Here is a 16963-nt window from a genome sequence, read left to right as displayed (position 1 = left end):
GGCCGCGCCACACCTGTCCCCCCGGCACGCCGGGCCACCGGCCCCCCTGAAGTGGCCGACCACCGGGACCGGACGCGGCCTGATTCGGACACGCTGGCACGACGGTACTAACCTCGGGTCGGCGTGAGAGGAGATTGCCGCGATGCCGGAGCCGCAGCCGGGTACCGACCGGCCGGTCGACGGGAACCGGCCGGACGCACACCGCGACGGGGAGCCCGCGGTCACCCAGGAACAGCCCACCCCGGTGGTCCTCGGGGCCCCCACCGGCCCTGACGGCACCCGGGTGCTGCCTGCCGACGCGCCCGACCCCACCAGTGCACCACGTGACGCGGACCAGCCGACGCGGGAGGACAGCGCCGTCGGAAGTGACGCCACGGCAGCCCCGCCGGCAGACGCCGACGCCACGGCACCGACCGCCACCGCACCGGGACAACCCGACGACGTGCCGCGCAGCCCCCGGCAGGCCGCCGGCGGCTCCGGTGACGCGCACCCCACCAAGATCGATCCGGGCGACGCGCAGCGCACCACGATCGACCCGGGTGAAGCGCAGCGCACCGCCATCGACCCGGGCGACGCGCAGCGCACCGCCATCGACCCAGGTGACGCGCAGTCCGCCGGTACGCCGCCCACGGCTGTCGGTCCGCAGGGCACCCGCGTCATGTCACAACCGGTACCGGACGAGGAGCCCGCGCCGCGCTGGAGCGGGTCCGCCGCCGTACCGCCGGCAGCGCCGCGCCGCCCCAGTTGGGGCGAGTCGGCCGAGCCGACCCCGCCGCCGGTCGCCGCGGCCCACCAGCCGGAGCACCAGACCCCGGTCGACCCGTGGGCGGGTGTCGACACCAGCGGATGGGAACTGCACTCGGCCGACTTCCCGGCGCTGCCGCCGACGCTTTCCTACCCGGCGCCACCGCCGACCACGCCGTACTCCGGGCCACCGGCCCACCAGCCGCCAGCCCAGCAGCCACCGGCCGCCAACTTCCCCCCGCCGGCGGTGCCGGCTCCCCCGATGCCACCGGCTTCTCCGGCGTATCCGCAGGCAGGCTATCCGCCGCCACCGGTGCACCAGGCGCCCGCGCCGTCGCCGCGTCCCGCCGCCCGACCGCCGGCCCCGGTCGGGCCACCGCCACCGCCCGCCCGAGGGCGGAAGGTGAAGAAGTTGCCACCGGCCGCGCCGCCGCCCGGCTGGCAACCGCCTCCCGGAAACGTTCGGGCCCGCAAACGGCGCCGCTGGCCCTGGGTGCTGCTGCTGACCCTGGCGTGCTGCTGCGGCTGCCCGGCCTACTACGGCATGCCGATGGCCACCCAGTACCCGGCCGATGCGGCCCTTCCCAGGCAGGTGGCGGATCTGCGCCTGCGGGAGGATCCGCGCAACGCGCAGACCGCCCGGAAGCTGGAAGCCCAGACGCGCCAGGCGCACCTGCTCTCCGACAACATCTTCGCCGGGGTGTACACCACAAGCGTCGGCAAGCGGGTGACGGTCTTCGGTGGCACCGGATTCCGGCTCACCCCCTCCTCCGACGCCGACGCCGAGATCGAACGCCTCACGCAGGAGTACTCCCTCGGCGCGGCGGAGGTGGTGGACAGCGGCGTCCGGGGGCGGCACGGGCGCTGCGCGGTGGGCAGCTCCGACGGCATCGGGGTGGTCGTCTGCACCTCCGTCGACCATGGCAGCCTCACCACCGCGGTGTTCACCGGCCTCTCGGTGGACGACAGCGCCCGGCTGCTCGACACCCTGCGGGAAGAGATCATCACGCCTGCCTGACCTGAGCCGGTTTCCACCCCGACCCGCGCCCGCTCGGGGACAATCGGGTCATGCCTCGGCGTTGGCTGTTCGCCGACCAACTCGGACCACACTTCCTCGACGAGCGCCGCCAACCGGTGCTGCTGATCGAGTCGAAGGCGGTCTTCCGTCGTCGGGCCTTCCACCGGCAGAAGGCCCACCTGGTGCTCTCCGCCCTGCGCCACCGGGCGGCCGAACTGGGCAATCAGGCGATCTTCCTGCGCGCCGAGACCTACCGGCAGGCACTGCGGCGGGTACGTGAACCGCTGGAGGTCTGCCACCCGACGTCCCGCGCCGCGCTGGACTTCGTCCGTGGGCTGGACCAGGTGACCGTACTGCCGCCTCGCGGCTTCGTCACCGGGCTGGACGAGTTCGCCGACTGGGCGGACGCTCGGCGCGGCGCGCTGCGGATGGAGACCTTCTACCGGTTCGCCCGGGAACACCATCGGGTGCTCGTCGACGGTGCCGAGCCGGTCGGCGGGCGGTGGAGCTTCGACACCGAGAACCGCCAGCCGCCACCGAAGGGTGTCGAGCGGCTCGACGTACCGCCTCCGCCGATGCCCCGCGAGGACGACATCGACGCCGAGGTGCGGGAGGATCTGGACCGCTGGGAACGGGAGGGCATCCGGTTCGTCGGGCGGGACGGTCCCCGCCGATTCCCGGTCACTGCCAAGGAGGCCCAGGCACGGCTACGGCACTTCCTCAAGCATCGGCTGCCCCACTTCGGCCCGTACGAGGACGCCATGCTCGCCGGTGACCCGTGGCTGGCGCACAGCATGCTCTCCTCCTCGTTCAACCTCGGGCTGCTCGACCCGATGGCGGCGATCCGTGGCGCGGAGCAGGCGTACCGCAAGGAGAAGGTGCCGCTGCCCAGCGTGGAGGGCTTCATCCGGCAGATCCTCGGCTGGCGGGACTTCGTCTGGAACCTGTACTGGTACTTCGAGCCCGGCTACCAGCGGAGCAACGCGTTGGGTGCCCGCGCGGCGATGCCGGGCTGGTTCCGCGACCTGGACGCCGACGCGGTGCAGGCGCGCTGCCTGTCGGATGTGCTGGCCGATCTGCGTGACCACGGCTGGGTGCACCACATCCCCCGGCTCATGGTGCTCGGCAACTACGCGTTGCAGCGCGGTTGGCGAACGGCCGAGGTGGTGGACTTCTTCCGCCGCAGCTTCGTCGACGGCTACGACTGGGTGATGACCGTCAACGTCGTCGGCATGAGCCAGTACGCCGACCTGGGACGGATGAGCACCAAGCCGTACGTGGCCGGCGGCTCGTACATCAACCGGATGAGCGACTACTGCGGCGGCTGCCGGTACGACCCGAAGGTCCGCCTGGGTGAGCGGGCCTGCCCGTTCACCGCCGGCTACTGGTCGTTCCTCGATCGCAACCGCGACCGCATCCCGGCCAACGCCCGGATGGCGCGCACGATGGCGCAGATGAACCGGCTCGGCGACCTCGACGCCGTACGCGATCAGGAGAAACGCCGCTCCTCGAAGGCGCCGTGACCGGCGTGGGTCAGTCGGCGCTCGGCTCGCCGGTGGCCTTCGGCTGAGCGCGCGGCGGGGCGTACCGGGGCACGTACTCCTGACCGGTGAGCTTCTGGATCTCGGCCATCATCTCGTCGGTCATCTTCCGCAGCGAGAGCCGGTCGTCCGGTCGGCCGGTGAAGTCCAGCGGTTTACCGAACTTGACGGTGATCTTCTTCCCGGTGAAGGGCCGCGGCACCCGAGCGCCGATCGGCTGCACCTTGTCAGTCCCGATCATGCCGACCGGGATGATCGGGACCCCGGCCGCGATGGCGAGACGGACCGCTCCGGTGCGACCCCGGTAGAGCCGTCCGTCCGGCGAACGGGTGCCCTCGGGATAGACGACCACCAGGTCACCGCCCTTGAGCGCGGGGATGGCCGCGTCGAACGCGGACAGCGCCGCCCGCCCACCGGCCCGCTCCACCGGGATCGCGCCGAGGCCGGTGAGGACGAACTTCGAGAAGCGCCCCTTGAGGGTGGTGCCCTTGAAGTACTCGGACTTGGCCCAGAAGGCCAGGTGCCGGGGGACGACCGTGCCGAGGAACAACTCGTCGGCCACCGACAGGTGGTTACCGGCGAAGATCGCCCCACCGGTCTCCGGTACGTGCTCCAGACCCTCCACGGTCGGTCGGAACGCCAGCCGCAGCGTGGGCGCCACGGTGAGCTTGCCGATGGTGTAGAGCAGCGGCACTGGTCCTCCGACGATGGGTGATGTACGCAGTGGGGCGCTGACACCGTAGCGGACGGACGCACGTCGTGATGCGCGAGGTGGGCCGGATCCGCTGGCTGGACGACCGGATGGTGACAGGGGCCCCCGCTGCCGCCCGAGGGCGTCGACAAGGGCCCCTGCTCATCCGTCAGGCGCGGCGACCGCGCCCGCTCACTCGTCAGACGCGGCGGACCGAGACGGTGACCCGCTCGCCCTCACCGGCCTCGCCGGCGAACCCGTCGATTCCCTCGGCGAAGTCGACCCGGTCGGCCAGCACCTCCCGAGCCACGAAGTCGGCGTACGCCGACACCGCCTCCCGCACCTGCGCCGAGGCGTCGACAGTCGCCACGATCCGGTCGGAGATGTCCAGGTCGGCGTCGCGCCGGGCCTGCTGCACCACCCGGACCACGTCGCGGGCCAGCCCTTCGGCGGCCAGTTCCGGGGTGACAGTGGTGTCCAGCACCACCACCCCTTCGCCGCCGGGCAGCGGTGCCGAGTGCTCCGCGTCGGCCGCGATCAGGCGCAGCTCGTACTCGCCCTCGGCGAGGGTGACCCCGGCGGCGACCGGGTCACCGTCGACCAGTTCCCACTCCCCCGCCTTGACCGCCTTGATCACCTGCTGGACCTGCTTGCCGACCCGGGGCCCGAGCGCCCGGGGCACCACCGTCAGCACCTGCTGGCAGTACGCCGACACGTCGCCGGTGAAGACGACCTGCTTGACGTTTACCTCGTCGGCCACCAGGTCGGCGAAGGGACGCAGCTGCTCGGCGACCGGGCTGGCCACGGTAAGCGTGGACAGCGGCAGCCGCACCCGCAGACCCTTGGCCTTGCGCAGCGACAGCGCCGCCGAGGCGACCGCCCGGACGTTGTCCATCGCGGCCACCAGGTCGTGGTCGGCCGGGAACTCCTCGGCGACCGGCCAGTCGGTCAGGTGCACCGACCGCTCACCGGTCAACCCACGCCAGATCTCCTCCGCGGTCAGCGGCGCCAGCGGCGCCACCACCCGGCACAGCGTCTCCAGCACCGTCGACAGCGTGTCGAACGCGTGGGGGCCGCCGGACCAGAACCGGTCCCGGGAGCGACGCACGTACCAGTTGGTCAGCGCGTCCAGGTAGGACCGCACGGTGGCGCAGGCACCGGAGATGTCGTACGCGTCCATCTGCGCGCCGACCGTCGCCACCAGCTCGTTCGTCTTGGCCAGCACGTACCGGTCGAGCAGGTGGGTGCTGTCCGTCCGACGCCGGGCGGTGTAGCCGTCGGCGTTGGCGTAGAGCGAGAAGAAGTACCAGACGTTCCACAGCGGCAGCAGCACCTGCCGGACGGCGTCCCGGATGCCCGACTCGGTGACCGGCATGTCGCCGCCACGCAGCACCGGCGAGGACATCAGCATCCAGCGCATCGCGTCCGAGCCGTACGAGTCGAAGACGTGGTACACGTCCGGGTAGTTGCGCAGGCTCTTGGACATCTTGCGCCCGTCCGAGCCGAGCAGGATGCCGTGGCTGAGGCAGTTACGGAACGCCGGCCTGTCGAACAACGCGGTGGCCAGCACGTGCATGGTGTAGAACCAGCCGCGGGTCTGCCCGATGTACTCGACGATGAAGTCGCCCGGGTAGTGATGCTCGAACCAGTCGGCGTTCTCGAACGGGTAGTGCACCTGGGCGAACGGCATCGAGCCGGACTCGAACCAGCAGTCCAGCACCTCCGGCACCCGACGCATCATCGACTTGCCGGTCGGGTCGTCCGGGTTGGGGCGGACCAGGTCGTCCACCGCCGGCCGGTGCAGGTCGGTCAGGCGTACGCCGAAGTCCCGCTCGATGTCGGCGAGCGAGCCGTACACGTCGATGCGGGGGTAGTTCGGGTCGTCCGAGCGCCACACCGGGATCGGCGAGCCCCAGAACCGGTTCCGGCTGATCGACCAGTCCCGGGCGTTGGCCAGCCACTTGCCGAACGAGCCGTCCTTGATGTGCCCCGGGGTCCAGTTGATCTGCTGGTTCAGCTCGACCATCCGGTCCTTGAACTTGGTCACCGCGACGAACCACGACGACACCGCCTTGTAGACAAGCGGGGTGTCGCAGCGCCAGCAGTGCGGGTACGAGTGGGTGTAGGTGTCCTGCTTGAGCACCACCCCCCGGTCCTTCAGCTCCCGGATCACCGGCTTGTTGACGTCGAAGACCTGCTCGCCCTGGTACGGCGGCACCAGCGCGGTGAACCGGGTGTGGTCGTCCACGGTGACGATGGTGGGGATGCCGGCGGCGTTGCAGACGTTCTGGTCGTCCTCACCGAAGGCCGGGGCCAGGTGCACGATCCCGGTACCGTCCTCGGTGGTCACGAACTCCGCCCCGAGCACCTGGTACGCGTTCGCACCGGCCTGCTCGACCAGGAAGTCGAACAGCGGGGTGTAGCGCCGCCCCACCAGGTCCGCCCCGCGTACCGTGCCGACCTGCTCGTACCCCTCAAGTTCCTTGGCGTACGCGGCCACCCGCCCGGCACCCACCAGGTACCGCTCGCCGTCGCGCTCCAGCACGGCGTACTCGATGTCCGGGCCCACGGCCAGGGCCAGGTTCGACGGCAGGGTCCACGGGGTGGTGGTCCAGACACCGAGCTTGACCGGCCCACGGACCAGTTCCGGCGCGGACTCGTCGCCGGTCAGCTCGAACCACACGGTCAGCGTCGGGTCGTGCCGGTCCCGGTAGACGTCGTCCATCCGGGTCTCGGTGTTCGACAGCGGCGTCTCGCAGCGCCAGCAGTACGCCAGCACCCGGAAGCCCTCGTAGACCAGACCCTTGTCGTGCAGGGTCTTGAAGGCCCACATGACGCTTTCCATGTAGTCCAGGTCGAGGGTCTTGTAGTCGTTGGCGAAGTCGACCCAGCGGGCCTGCCGGGTGACGTACCGCTCCCAGTCGTGGGTGAACTCCAGCACCGACGTGCGGCACGCCTCGTTGAACCGGGCCACGCCCAGGTCGAGGATCTCCGCCTTGCTGGTGATGCCGAGCTGCTTCTCCGCCACCACCTCGGCGGGCAGGCCGTGACAGTCCCAGCCGAAACGCCGCTCGACCCGGCGACCCCGCATGGTCTGGTAGCGCGGCACCACGTCCTTGACGTACCCGGTGAACAGGTGCCCGTAGTGCGGCAGCCCGTTGGCGAACGGCGGGCCGTCGTAGAAGACGTACTCGTTGTCGGCGTCTCCGCCGGCACCCGTCTCCGATTGCCGGCCGGAGGCCGGCCGCTGCTCGACGCTGGCTTCGAAGGTCTTGTCGGCCGTCCAGTGCTCCAGCACCCGGCGCTCGACCGCGGGCAGGTCCGGGCTCGCCGGGACTCCGGCGGCGGTCGGGTCGTGCAACGGATAGGCCATCGCCTGTCGCTCTCCTCGCTGACGCTCACTGTCGTGTGGGTCTTGCGAGGACGAGCCCGTCACCGGTACGCCGTCACCAGCGCCCCGGGCAAGGCCCGCGGTACCACCCCGCTTGACGGTCAGGATCAACCGCCCGCTCGTTAGGCCGGCTGTAACGGGCCGAACCCGTCCGGTTCTACTCGGGCACAAGGCCCTTTCTTCCGGAGGCTCCCCGGTGATAGCCGGATCATCGCCACTCCCCCCATCCTACCCACCCCACCCACCCCCCTCACCCCCATAACCCACCCCACCCCCACCCCACCCCCCTCCCCCCGCGATCTTGCACTTCCGGTCGCCCATACGCGGCTTCTGTATGGATATGCACCGACACAAAGTGCAAGATCGACGGCGCGAGGGCGCGAGGGCGTGACGGGGCGTGAGGGGGCGGGGCGGCGGGTCAGGGTGCGGGGGTGGTGGGGGTCACAGGGGTGGGGTGTCACGGTGGGGGTGGGGTGGGGCGTCGTGGGGGTGTTGGAGGCACTGTCAGGAGGGGTTGTCGTGCAGCGGATGGATGTGGCTGAGGTAGCGCCGGAGGCGTACCAGAGCGTGCTGGGGTTGGAGAAGTACGTCCGGGCCAACGTGGATCACACCGTGCTGGAGTTGGTGAAACTGCGCGCGTCGATGCTGAACGGCTGCGCGTACTGCGTCGACATGCACAGCCGGGATGCGATGGACGCCGGGGAGTCGCATCGGCGGCTGTTCGCGGTGGCGGCGTGGCGTGAAGCGCCCTTCTTCGACGAGCGGGAGCGGACCGCGCTGGCGCTCACCGACGCGGTCACCCGCCTCGGCGAGCACGGGGTACCCGACGACGTCTGGGCGGCCGCCGCGAAGGTCTGGCCGGAGAAGGCCCTCGCCGACCTGGTGCTGGCGATCGCCACAATCAACGTGTGGAACCGGATCGCGGTGACCTTCCGCAAGGACCTGCCGACCGAGGTCTGAGCCCGATCGACGCGGTGGAGGCGGCCGGTGCGCTCGAAGCGCACCGGCCGATGCTGCTCGGTCTGGCCTACCGGCTGCTCGGCAGCCGGCACGACGCCGAGGACGTGCTCCAGGAGGCGTACCTGCGGTGGATGCGGGTCGACCGGGCCGGCGTGGCCGAGCCGCGCCGCTACCTGTCCCGGGTGGTGACCCATCTGGCCATCGACCGGCTCCGCGCCCGGCAGGCAGCCCGGGAGGCGTACGTCGGGATGTGGCTGCCGGAGCCGGTGCCCACCGCGCCTTCGCCGTTCGGCCCGCTGGAACGTGCCGAGTTGCGCGATTCGCTCGCCACCGCGCTGCTGCACCTGCTGGAACGCCTCACCCCGCCGGAGCGCGCGGTCTACGTGCTGCACACCGCCTTCGAGATGCCGTACGCCGAGATCGCCGAGCTACTGGACCGCTCGGCCGAGGACTGCCGGCAACTGCATCATCGGGCCGCCATGCGGATCGGCCGCGACCAGCGCCGCTTCACCGTCGACCGGGCGGAGCAGCAGCGGCTGCTGGACGCCTTCATCGCCGCCGTCGACGACGGCGACCTGGCCGCGCTGACTGACCTGGTGGCCGCCGAGGCGACCGCGTGGAGCGACGGTGGCGGCCGGGTGCGGTCCGCCCGCAACCCGGTGACCGGCGTCGACCGGGTCACCCGCTTCCTGCTGGGCATCCGCGCCAAGGGCTGGCCGCTCACCGTGCACCGCACGGAACTCAACGGCCAGCCGGCCGCCGTCGTGGTCACCGCGGCCGGTCACCGGTACGCCCTCACCCTCGCCACCGCAGACGGTCGGATCACCGACATCTTCCTGGTGGCGAACCCGGACAAGCTGACCTGGGCGGCCTGAACAGCCGCCCCGCCGCGTACCAGGCGTCAGCTCAGCTCGGGGAACCAGAGTGCGATCTCGCGCTTGGCGCTGTCGGCCGAGTCGGAGGCGTGCACCAGGTTCTCCCGGTTGGACAGCGACAGGTCACCCCGGATGGTGCCGGCGGCGGCCTTACGCCCGTCGGTGGCCCCGATCAGGCCGCGCACCACGTCGATGACCTGGTCACCGGAGAGCACCAGGGCGACCAGCGGACCACCGGTCATGAACGCCTTCAACGGCGGGTAGAACGCCTTGTCCACGTGCTCGGCGTAGTGCTCGTCGGCCAGCGCGGCGTCCATCGTCCGGGACACCATGGCGTCGATCCGCAGCCCCTTGCGCTCGAAGCGGGAGATGATCTCGCCGACCAATCCACGGCGGACCGCATCGGGCTTGATCAGTACGAGCGTACGCTCGTCCGGGCTGCTGCTGGACACGCTGGGTTCCTCCTCAGAGCGGAAGCCGGTCGGGCTGGGTACGGTCAGCCTAGCGACCCGGTCCCGGCGCCGGCGCGGTGGTCGGTGCTTCCCCCGATCCCCGATCCGGCCTAGCCTGGCCCTGACCACCCGGGAGGTCCACTGTGGCGAACGGCGGGAACCGACCCATCGCACCGGTACGCAAGTTGGTCGCTGCGGTGCTCGGCACCGTGGCCTCCTTCGTCATCCTTTTCGGCCTGGGCATGACCAGCTGGGCCATCGTGGCGCTGGGCGTCGCGGTCCTGGCGCTGGCGATCGCGCTGGCCACGGTCCGCGCCGGCGGGCGCACCTGGGTCGTGGGCGCCGGGCACGTGCACAGCGCCTCGGAGCCACCCACCCAGTACGCCTTCGGGCGCTGCGAACTCCAACTGGTGATCGACGCCCCGGGCCTACCACCCCGGTCGAAGAAGATCATCGAGCCTCGGGTGCCGGTGTCGAAGTGGCCGTCGCTGGGCCAGAGCCTGCCGATCCGGGTGGCCCTGGACGACCCGCGACACGTCCGGGTGCTCTGGGACGAGGTGCCCACCCACGCCGAGACCGACCCCACCGAGCCGCCTCCCGAGTACGCCACCCAGGTGCCGCCGGACGAGGTCCTCATCGGTCAGGAGGCCCCACCGTGGGCCGACCGGGCGCCGGAGGACGACTTCCCGCTGAGTGATCCGCTGGCTGGTCCCACCGGTGACGAACCCGTCGAGCCGGTCGAGCCACGGGAGCCGGTACGGGTCCGTCAGCGTCCGGGCGGCCCGGTCGTGCTGGAGGGGACGGTGGTGGAACAGTCGAACGACCATCAGCTGCCCCGCCGGGCCACGCCGGCACCTCGTACCCCGGCCGAGGAACGGTTCGCCGCCGCCACCGCCTCCACGGAGGCTCTCGTCGACGCCCAGCCGAGCGGGGCCCGGCTGGCCGAGGCGGCCCCCCGCTCACCCGATCCGCTCGACCCGCTCGACCTCCCGTTGGACGACCCGCAACCACGACCGACGGCCGCGGGCGACCTCGCATCAGGGCCGTCGACGGCGAGCGACCCGGCACCGTCCGCCGTCGACAGCGAGGCCTCCGTCGACAGCGAGGCCGCGGTCGACGACGCCGTCGAGGCCCGCAAGCTGGACGAGGCGATCTTCGGGTACGACCCGGAGGCCGTCGACACCGCGGACCCGGCCGCGCCGATCAGCGGTGTCGGCATCACCCTGCTGGTCACCGACCTTGCCCGCTCCCTGGCGTTCTACCAGGGGCGGCTCGGCTTCACCGAGGTCGACCGGGGCACCGGCAACGCCGTGCTCGCCTCCGGGGCGACCCGACTGGTGCTGCGCGAGGTGTCCGGCGCCCAGCCGGTCAGCCGTCGACTGGTGCACGTCAACCTCGACGTCGACGACATCCAGGGGGCGTACGAACAGCTACGCGACTCCGGTGTGCGGTTCACCTACGCCCCGAGGGTCGTCAACCGGGGCAACCGGCTGGAGGTGTGGGCGGCGGCGTTCCGTGACCCGGACGGTCACGGCATCGCCCTCACCCAGTGGCGGGAACGCGCCGACGCCTGAGCACGGCTCAGCCGAGGATCACCCGACGGACATGCCAGGCGTACGCCCACACCAACGCGAACATCACCCCCAGCACGAGCAGCGACCAGTGCAGTAGCCCGGAGAGCAGCAGCAGCCCCTGCAACACGGTGCCGGCGTTCCACGCCCACGGCCGGCCCATCAGACCGGCCAGCATGGCGGCGGCCACGGCCAGCGCCACCACCGCCCCGATCGCGGCAGCGCTCAGGTCACCGCCGACCAACCGGATCGGTTGGATGGCCAGCAGCAGCACCAGCGCCTCCAGGGCCAGGGTGCCGGCCCCGAGGCCGCGTACCGCCCGCTGCGGGTCACGCAGCCCCGAGCGCCGCTGCTGCGGGCCCTCCGGTCCGCTCATCGCTTCAACAACCGGCGCGCGTCGGCCACCGTCACCACGGAACCGGTGACGATCACACCGACCCCGGCCAGTTCACCCGGTACGTCCTCCTCGGCCAGCGCCACCGCCGCCTCGATCGCGTCCGGCATCTCCTCGGCCACCTCGACCCGGTCGGGCCCGAACACCTCGGCGGCGAGCGCGGCCAACTCGTCGGCCGGCAGGGCCCGTGGCGAACTGTTGCGGGTCACCACCACCTGATCGACCACCGGCTCCAACAGCTCAAGCATGCTGGCCGCGTCCTTGTCGGCAAGCGTGCCCACCACGGCGACCAGCTTGCTGAAGGCGAACTCCTCCTGCAGGGCGGTGACCGTGGCCGCCATGCCCTGCGGGTTGTGCGCGCCGTCGAGCAGGATCGTCGGGGCGGTACGCACCCGCTCCAGCCGACCCGGGGAACTGGCGGTGGCGAAACCCTCCCGGACCGTCTCCAGGTCGAGCTGACGCCGAGCACCGGCGCCGAGGAACGCCTCCACGGCGGCGAGCGCCACCGCCGCGTTCTGCGCCTGGTGCGCGCCATGCAGCGGGAGGAACACCTCCTCGTACACCCCGCCGAGGCCCTGCAACGTGAGCACCTGCCCGCCGACCGCCACCGCCCGGCGCAGTACGCCGAACTCCGAGCCCTCGCGGGCGATGGTGGCACCGACCTCGGCGCAGCGTTGCAGGATCGGCCGCGCGGCTTCCTCCTCCTGAGCGGCGGCGATGACCGTCGCGCCCGGATGGATGATGCCGGACTTGGCGACCGCGATGTCCTGCAACGTGTCACCGAGCCACTCGGTGTGGTCCAGCCCGATCGGCGTCAGTACGCACACCCCGGCCTGGATCACGTTCGTGGCGTCCTCGGCTCCGCCCAGTCCCACCTCGACCACGGCCACGTCGACAGGCGCGTCGGCGAAGGTGGCGAACGCCAACGCGGTGGTCATGTCGAAGTAGGTGAGCGGCTCGGCCGAACGGTCGTCGACCAGTTCGGCGAGCGGCTTGACCTCCTGGTACACGGCGGTGAAGCGGGCCTCGTCCACCGGCTCACCGTCCAGGCTGATCCGCTCCCGCACCGTCTCCAGGTGCGGGCTGGTGTACCGCCCGGTGTGCAGCCCGAACGCCCGCAACAACGAGTCGATCATCCGGGCCGTGGAAGTCTTGCCGTTGGTGCCGGTCAGGTGGATCGACGGGTACGCCCGTTGCGGGCTGCCCAGCAGGTCGAGCAGGTCCGAGATGCGGTCCAGTTCGAAGACCATCCGGGTGAAGCCGCGCCCCGCCAGTTCCGCCTCGATCTCGGCGAAGGCGGCCCGCTCGGCGGCTTTGCCCCGCTCGGGGCGCTCGTCGGCGCGGCCGGGCCGACCGGCGGACGCCGGTCGGCCCGCACCACTGCGGTCGTCGTGTTCGTTGCTGTCGGTCACGAGGGCAGCGCCTCCAGAGCGGCGTCGATGCGGGTCAGGTCGGCCTCGGCGGCGGCGAGCCGGTCACGGATCTTCGCAACCACGGGTTCCGGTGCCTTACCGACGAACGCCGGGTTGTTCAGCTTCGCCCGCGCCTGCCCGGCCTCCTTCTCGGCCGCCGCGCGGTCCTTGGTCAGCCGGGCGCGTTCGGCGGCGACGTCGATCGAACCCCGGGTGTCCAGCGCGACGCTGACCTCCCCCGGCATGGCCAACGTCGCGCTGGCCTGGAAGTCGTCACCGGCCGCGTCGAGCCGGGCCAGGGAACGGATCAACGGCTCGTGCGCCGCGACACCGGCACCGGCCAGCCCGTCGAGCCGGGCGGCGACCCGCTGGGTCGGACGCAGCCCCTGGTCGGAACGGAACCGGCGGACCTCGGTGACCACCCGCTGCAGGGTGGCGATCTCCGCCTCGGCGCCGGTGTCGATCCGGGCCCGGTCGGCGACCGGCCAGGCGGCCGTCATCACCGTCTCGCCACCGGTCAACGCGGTCCACAGCTCCTCGGTGACGAACGGGATCACCGGGTGCAGCAGCCGCAGCAACTGGTCCAGCACGTGCCCGAGGACCCGGCGACTGGTGTCGGCGGCGGCGCCACCGGCGGCCAGCACCGGCTTGCTCAACTCCACGTACCAGTCGCAGACGTCGTCCCAGGCGAAGTGGTAGAGCAGGTCACAGACCTTGGCGAACTCGTACGCCTCGAACTGCTCGTCCACCTCGGCGGTGACCTGCGCCAGCCGGGACAGGATCCACCTGTCGACGGTCGACAGCTCGGCCGCGCCCGGCAGCGGCCCCTCGGTGTGCGCGCCGTTGAGCAGCGCGAAGCGGGTCGCGTTCCACAGCTTGTTGCAGAAGTTGCGCGACCCCTGGCACCAGTCCTCGCTGACCGGCACGTCCCCGCCGGGGTTGGCGCCCCGAGCCAGGGTGAACCGGGTCGCGTCGGCCCCGTACCGGTCGATCCAGTCCAGCGGGTCGACCACGTTGCCGAACGACTTAGACATCTTCTTGCCGTGCTCGTCGCGGACCATGCCGTGCAGGGCGATCACGTCGAACGGCTGCTTGCCGTCCATCGCGTACAGGCCGAACATCATCATCCGGGCGACCCAGAAGAACAGGATGTCGTACCCGGTGACCAGCACGCTGGTCGGATAGAACTTCGCCAGTTCGGGGGTCTGCTCCGGCCAGCCGAGGGTGGAGAACGGCCACAGCCCGCTGGAGAACCAGGTGTCCAGCACGTCCTCGTCCTGGTGCCAGCCCTCGCCGGTCGGCGGCTGCTCGTCGGGGCCGACGCAGACCACCTCGCCGTCCGGGCCGTACCAGACCGGGATGCGGTGGCCCCACCACAGCTGGCGGGAGATGCACCAGTCGTGCATGTTGTCGACCCAGGCGAAGTACCGCTTGGCCAGATCCGCCGGCTCGATCGCCACCCGGCCGTCGCGCACCGCGTCACCGGCCGCCTTGGCCAGCGGGGAGGTGTTGACGAACCACTGCAACGACAGCCGCGGCTCGACCGTGGTCCGGCACCGCGAGCAGTGCCCGACGGCATGCACGTACGGCCGCTTCTCCGCCACGATGCGCCCTTCGGCGCGCAGCGCCGCGACGATCGCCGGGCGGGCCTCGAACCGGTCCAGCCCTTCGAACGGGCCGGGCGCGGTGATCACACCCCGCTCGTCCATGATCGTCAACGCGGGCAGCTCGTGTCGCTGTCCGATCTCGAAGTCGTTCGGGTCGTGCGCCGGGGTCACCTTCACCATGCCGGTGCCGAAGGCCGGGTCGACGTGCGCGTCACCGACGATCGGGATCCGACGGCCGGTCAGCGGCAACTCGACCTCGGTGCCGATCAGGTGCCGGTACCGCTCGTCGTCCGGGTGCACCGCCACCGCCGTGTCACCGAGCATGGTCTCGGCCCGGGTGGTGGCCACCACCACGTCGTCGCTGTAGCGGATCGAGACCAGCTCACCGTCGTCGTCGGAGTGCTCCACCTCGATGTCCGACAGGGCGGTCAGGCAGCGCGGACACCAGTTGATGATCCGGTTCGCCCGGTAGATCAGGCCGTCGTCGTACAGCTTCTTGAACATCGTCAGTACGGCCCGCGACAGGCCCTCGTCCATGGTGAAGCGCTCACGGTCCCAGTCGACCGAGTCACCGAGGCGACGCATCTGGCCGAGGATCGCGCCCCCGGACTCCGCCTTCCACTGCCACACCCGCTCGACGAACTTCTCCCGACCCAGGTCGTGGCGAGACAGCCCCTGCGCGGCCAACTGCCGCTCGACCACGTTCTGGGTGGCGATGCCGGCGTGGTCCATGCCCGGCAGCCAGAGCGCCTCGAACCCCTGCATCCGCTTCCGCCGCACCAGGGCGTCCTGCACCGTGTGGTCGAGCGCGTGGCCCATGTGCAGCGAGCCGGTGACGTTGGGCGGGGGGATCACGATGGTGAACGGTGGCTTGTCACTGTCTGCCGACGCCCGGAACCGACCGTCGGCTACCCACTGCTCGTACCGTCGCTGCTCTACCTCACCGGGCTGGTACTGGCCGGCGATGGTCGGGGCGTCGGGGCGTCGGGTATCCAGGTTCTCGGTCACCTAAGAAAGTCTACGGAGCGCTTCCGCAGACCCGACGTCCACCACCGGTGCTTTCGCGTACGGTGGCGGCTATGTCGGACGCACATCGCACCGCGCGCCAGCTCGACGAGGGGGCTCCGCCGCTTGACCTGACCGACGAGCCGATCGAGCTGAGCAACCGCGACCCGCAGGACGACCCGGATCGCCCCACAGCCCGTGGCCGCCGACGCCGCGTCGTGATCGCCCTCCTGGCCGTCCTGGCGCTGACGGGTGTGGGTGCGCTCGGCGCCTGGGGCTGGCGGATCGTCCAGCAGAAGGACACCCTGATCGCCACGCCGGACACGATCGCAGGGCTCACCCGCGACGACAGCGAACGGGCCGTGAGCACCGCCGACTACCTGCGCAGCGGCCTCGCCGCCGACATCCAGCTCGACACCAGCTTCGGTGCCGTCTACCAGGACCCCGCCGACGAGCGTCGGTCGGTACTGTTCTTCGGCGGCACCACCCTGCTCTGGCAGCCCGAGCGAGACCTGGAGAGCCTCTTCGGCCTGATGTCCGACGAGACGGGTGCGGTAACCGGCCTACGCGACATGACCCCGGGCCGACTCGGCGGCGTGATGAAATGCGGCACCACCAGCGGCGAGGGCGGCGACTTCGCAGTCTGCGGCTGGGCCGACCACGGCAGCGTGGCCATCGCCATGTTCCCCTTCCGCCCCGTCGACGAAGCAGCCGGACTCCTCCGCAAGATCAGGGAAACCGTACAGACCCGCGACTGACCCTCCAACCGACCTCTCTCGCCAGTCTCGGTCCCGCCAGCAGCCCACTCTCGCCGGCGGCTCTTGTCGCTGGCGGTCTCCGTCGTTGGGTAGGCCTTTGCTCTGCTTCAATCCACGCACTGGTTTTCGTTGCTGGTTGTTGCGTGGGTTGAAGCAGAGCAAAGCAGTTCAGGCCGGCATGCCCGGCCCGCCGGCCGTGGCATTGCGTGGCGTCGGCGTCCTGGCAGGGGGCACGGCATTCTGGTACGAGCGGTGGGTCGGTGCCGCGGTCACGCGGGCCAGTGTGCCTGCCCGGCGCGTGCCCCCGGGGGGGGGGTGGCGTACCTCGAAGTCCGTCCCCGTCCCGAGCCGGTGAGTGTCTCGTGTGGACATACGTTTGAGGGCCACCCCAACAAGGGTGGCCCTCAAATCGAAGAATGTCCGGCGGTGTCCTACTCTCCCACACCCTCCCGAGTGCAGTACCATCGGCGCTGGAAGGCTTAGCTTCCGGGTTCGGAATGTAACCGGGCGTTTCCCTTCCGCCATAACCGCCGTAACCCTATCA

At 71.1% G+C, this 16963-nt stretch carries 12 protein-coding genes and 1 rRNA gene; 6 read left to right on the top strand and 7 right to left on the bottom strand.

Annotated features, from left to right (window positions below):
* Window positions 1–142: 142 nt before the first annotated feature.
* Together EG812_RS29740 and EG812_RS23285 are read left to right on the top strand one after the other, a co-directional pair.
* Entirely contained in the window at window positions 143–1762 is a 1620-nt protein-coding gene (locus EG812_RS29740) for a hypothetical protein (protein ID WP_013735426.1), read from the top strand.
* Window positions 1763–1812: 50 nt separating this feature from the next.
* Window positions 1813–3285 carry a cryptochrome/photolyase family protein gene (locus EG812_RS23285; RefSeq protein WP_013735427.1) on the top strand — a complete coding sequence of 491 codons (1473 nt, stop codon included), beginning with the start codon at window positions 1813–1815 and terminating at the stop codon, window positions 3283–3285.
* A gap of 10 nt (window positions 3286–3295) precedes the next feature.
* Here the strand turns inward: EG812_RS23285 and EG812_RS23280 are convergent, their stop codons facing one another.
* Both EG812_RS23280 and ileS read right to left on the bottom strand, forming a co-directional pair.
* On the bottom strand, window positions 3296–3997 hold the full coding sequence (locus tag EG812_RS23280; RefSeq protein ID WP_013735428.1) for a lysophospholipid acyltransferase family protein: 702 nt from the start codon (window positions 3995–3997) through the stop codon (window positions 3296–3298).
* Between the two features lie 196 nt (window positions 3998–4193).
* Complete coding sequence (gene ileS, locus EG812_RS23275; RefSeq protein ID WP_126712768.1) at window positions 4194–7367, bottom strand: isoleucine--tRNA ligase; 3174 nt, start codon at window positions 7365–7367, stop codon at window positions 4194–4196.
* A gap of 546 nt (window positions 7368–7913) precedes the next feature.
* Here ileS and EG812_RS23270 point away from each other — a divergent pair.
* Complete coding sequence (locus tag EG812_RS23270) at window positions 7914–8345, top strand: carboxymuconolactone decarboxylase family protein (RefSeq protein ID WP_199743934.1); 432 nt, start codon at window positions 7914–7916, stop codon at window positions 8343–8345.
* Window positions 8294–9220: an RNA polymerase sigma factor SigJ gene (gene sigJ, locus EG812_RS23265; protein ID WP_233579593.1), complete on the top strand. Its 927-nt coding sequence runs from the start codon at window positions 8294–8296 to the stop codon at window positions 9218–9220. Before EG812_RS23270 ends, sigJ begins: the two co-directional genes overlap by 52 nt.
* Before the next feature lie 26 nt (window positions 9221–9246).
* On the opposite strand, the gene ndk is transcribed toward sigJ, so the two are convergent.
* A complete protein-coding gene (ndk, locus tag EG812_RS23260; protein ID WP_013735432.1) occupies window positions 9247–9672 on the bottom strand; it encodes a nucleoside-diphosphate kinase in 426 nt (141 codons plus the stop codon).
* 143 nt (window positions 9673–9815) lie between these two features.
* Between ndk and EG812_RS23255 the strand changes: the two genes are divergently transcribed.
* Window positions 9816–11246: a VOC family protein gene (locus EG812_RS23255; RefSeq protein ID WP_126712765.1), complete on the top strand. Its 1431-nt coding sequence runs from the start codon at window positions 9816–9818 to the stop codon at window positions 11244–11246.
* 7 nt (window positions 11247–11253) lie between these two features.
* On the opposite strand, the gene EG812_RS23250 is transcribed toward EG812_RS23255, so the two are convergent.
* The 3 genes from EG812_RS23250 to EG812_RS23240 form a co-directional block, all read right to left on the bottom strand.
* Window positions 11254–11619, bottom strand: a complete 366-nt coding sequence (locus EG812_RS23250) for a DUF4233 domain-containing protein (RefSeq protein WP_013735434.1) — start codon at window positions 11617–11619, stop codon at window positions 11254–11256.
* Complete coding sequence (locus tag EG812_RS23245) at window positions 11616–12887, bottom strand: bifunctional folylpolyglutamate synthase/dihydrofolate synthase (protein ID WP_233579611.1); 1272 nt, start codon at window positions 12885–12887, stop codon at window positions 11616–11618. The genes EG812_RS23250 and EG812_RS23245 overlap by 4 nt, the downstream gene beginning before the upstream one ends.
* Window positions 12888–13045: 158 nt before the next feature.
* On the bottom strand, window positions 13046–15664 hold the full coding sequence (locus tag EG812_RS23240) for a valine--tRNA ligase (protein WP_126712764.1): 2619 nt from the start codon (window positions 15662–15664) through the stop codon (window positions 13046–13048).
* Window positions 15665–15735: 71 nt separating this feature from the next.
* On the opposite strand from EG812_RS23240, the gene EG812_RS23235 reads away from it, so the two are divergent.
* Window positions 15736–16419, top strand: coding sequence for a hypothetical protein (locus EG812_RS23235; protein ID WP_013735437.1), 684 nt, complete (start codon window positions 15736–15738; stop codon window positions 16417–16419).
* A gap of 418 nt (window positions 16420–16837) precedes the next feature.
* Here the strand turns inward: EG812_RS23235 and rrf are convergent.
* Window positions 16838–16954: ribosomal RNA gene (rrf, locus tag EG812_RS23230) — 5S ribosomal RNA — on the bottom strand.
* Window positions 16955–16963 lie beyond the last annotated feature (9 nt).

The sequence above is a fragment of the Verrucosispora sp. FIM060022 genome, assembly GCF_003977705.1.
Taxonomy (GTDB): Bacteria; Actinomycetota; Actinomycetes; order Mycobacteriales; family Micromonosporaceae; genus Micromonospora; species Micromonospora gifhornensis.
Note: the sequence above shows the minus strand (reverse complement) of the source record. Positions and strands in the feature narration are given on the sequence as shown.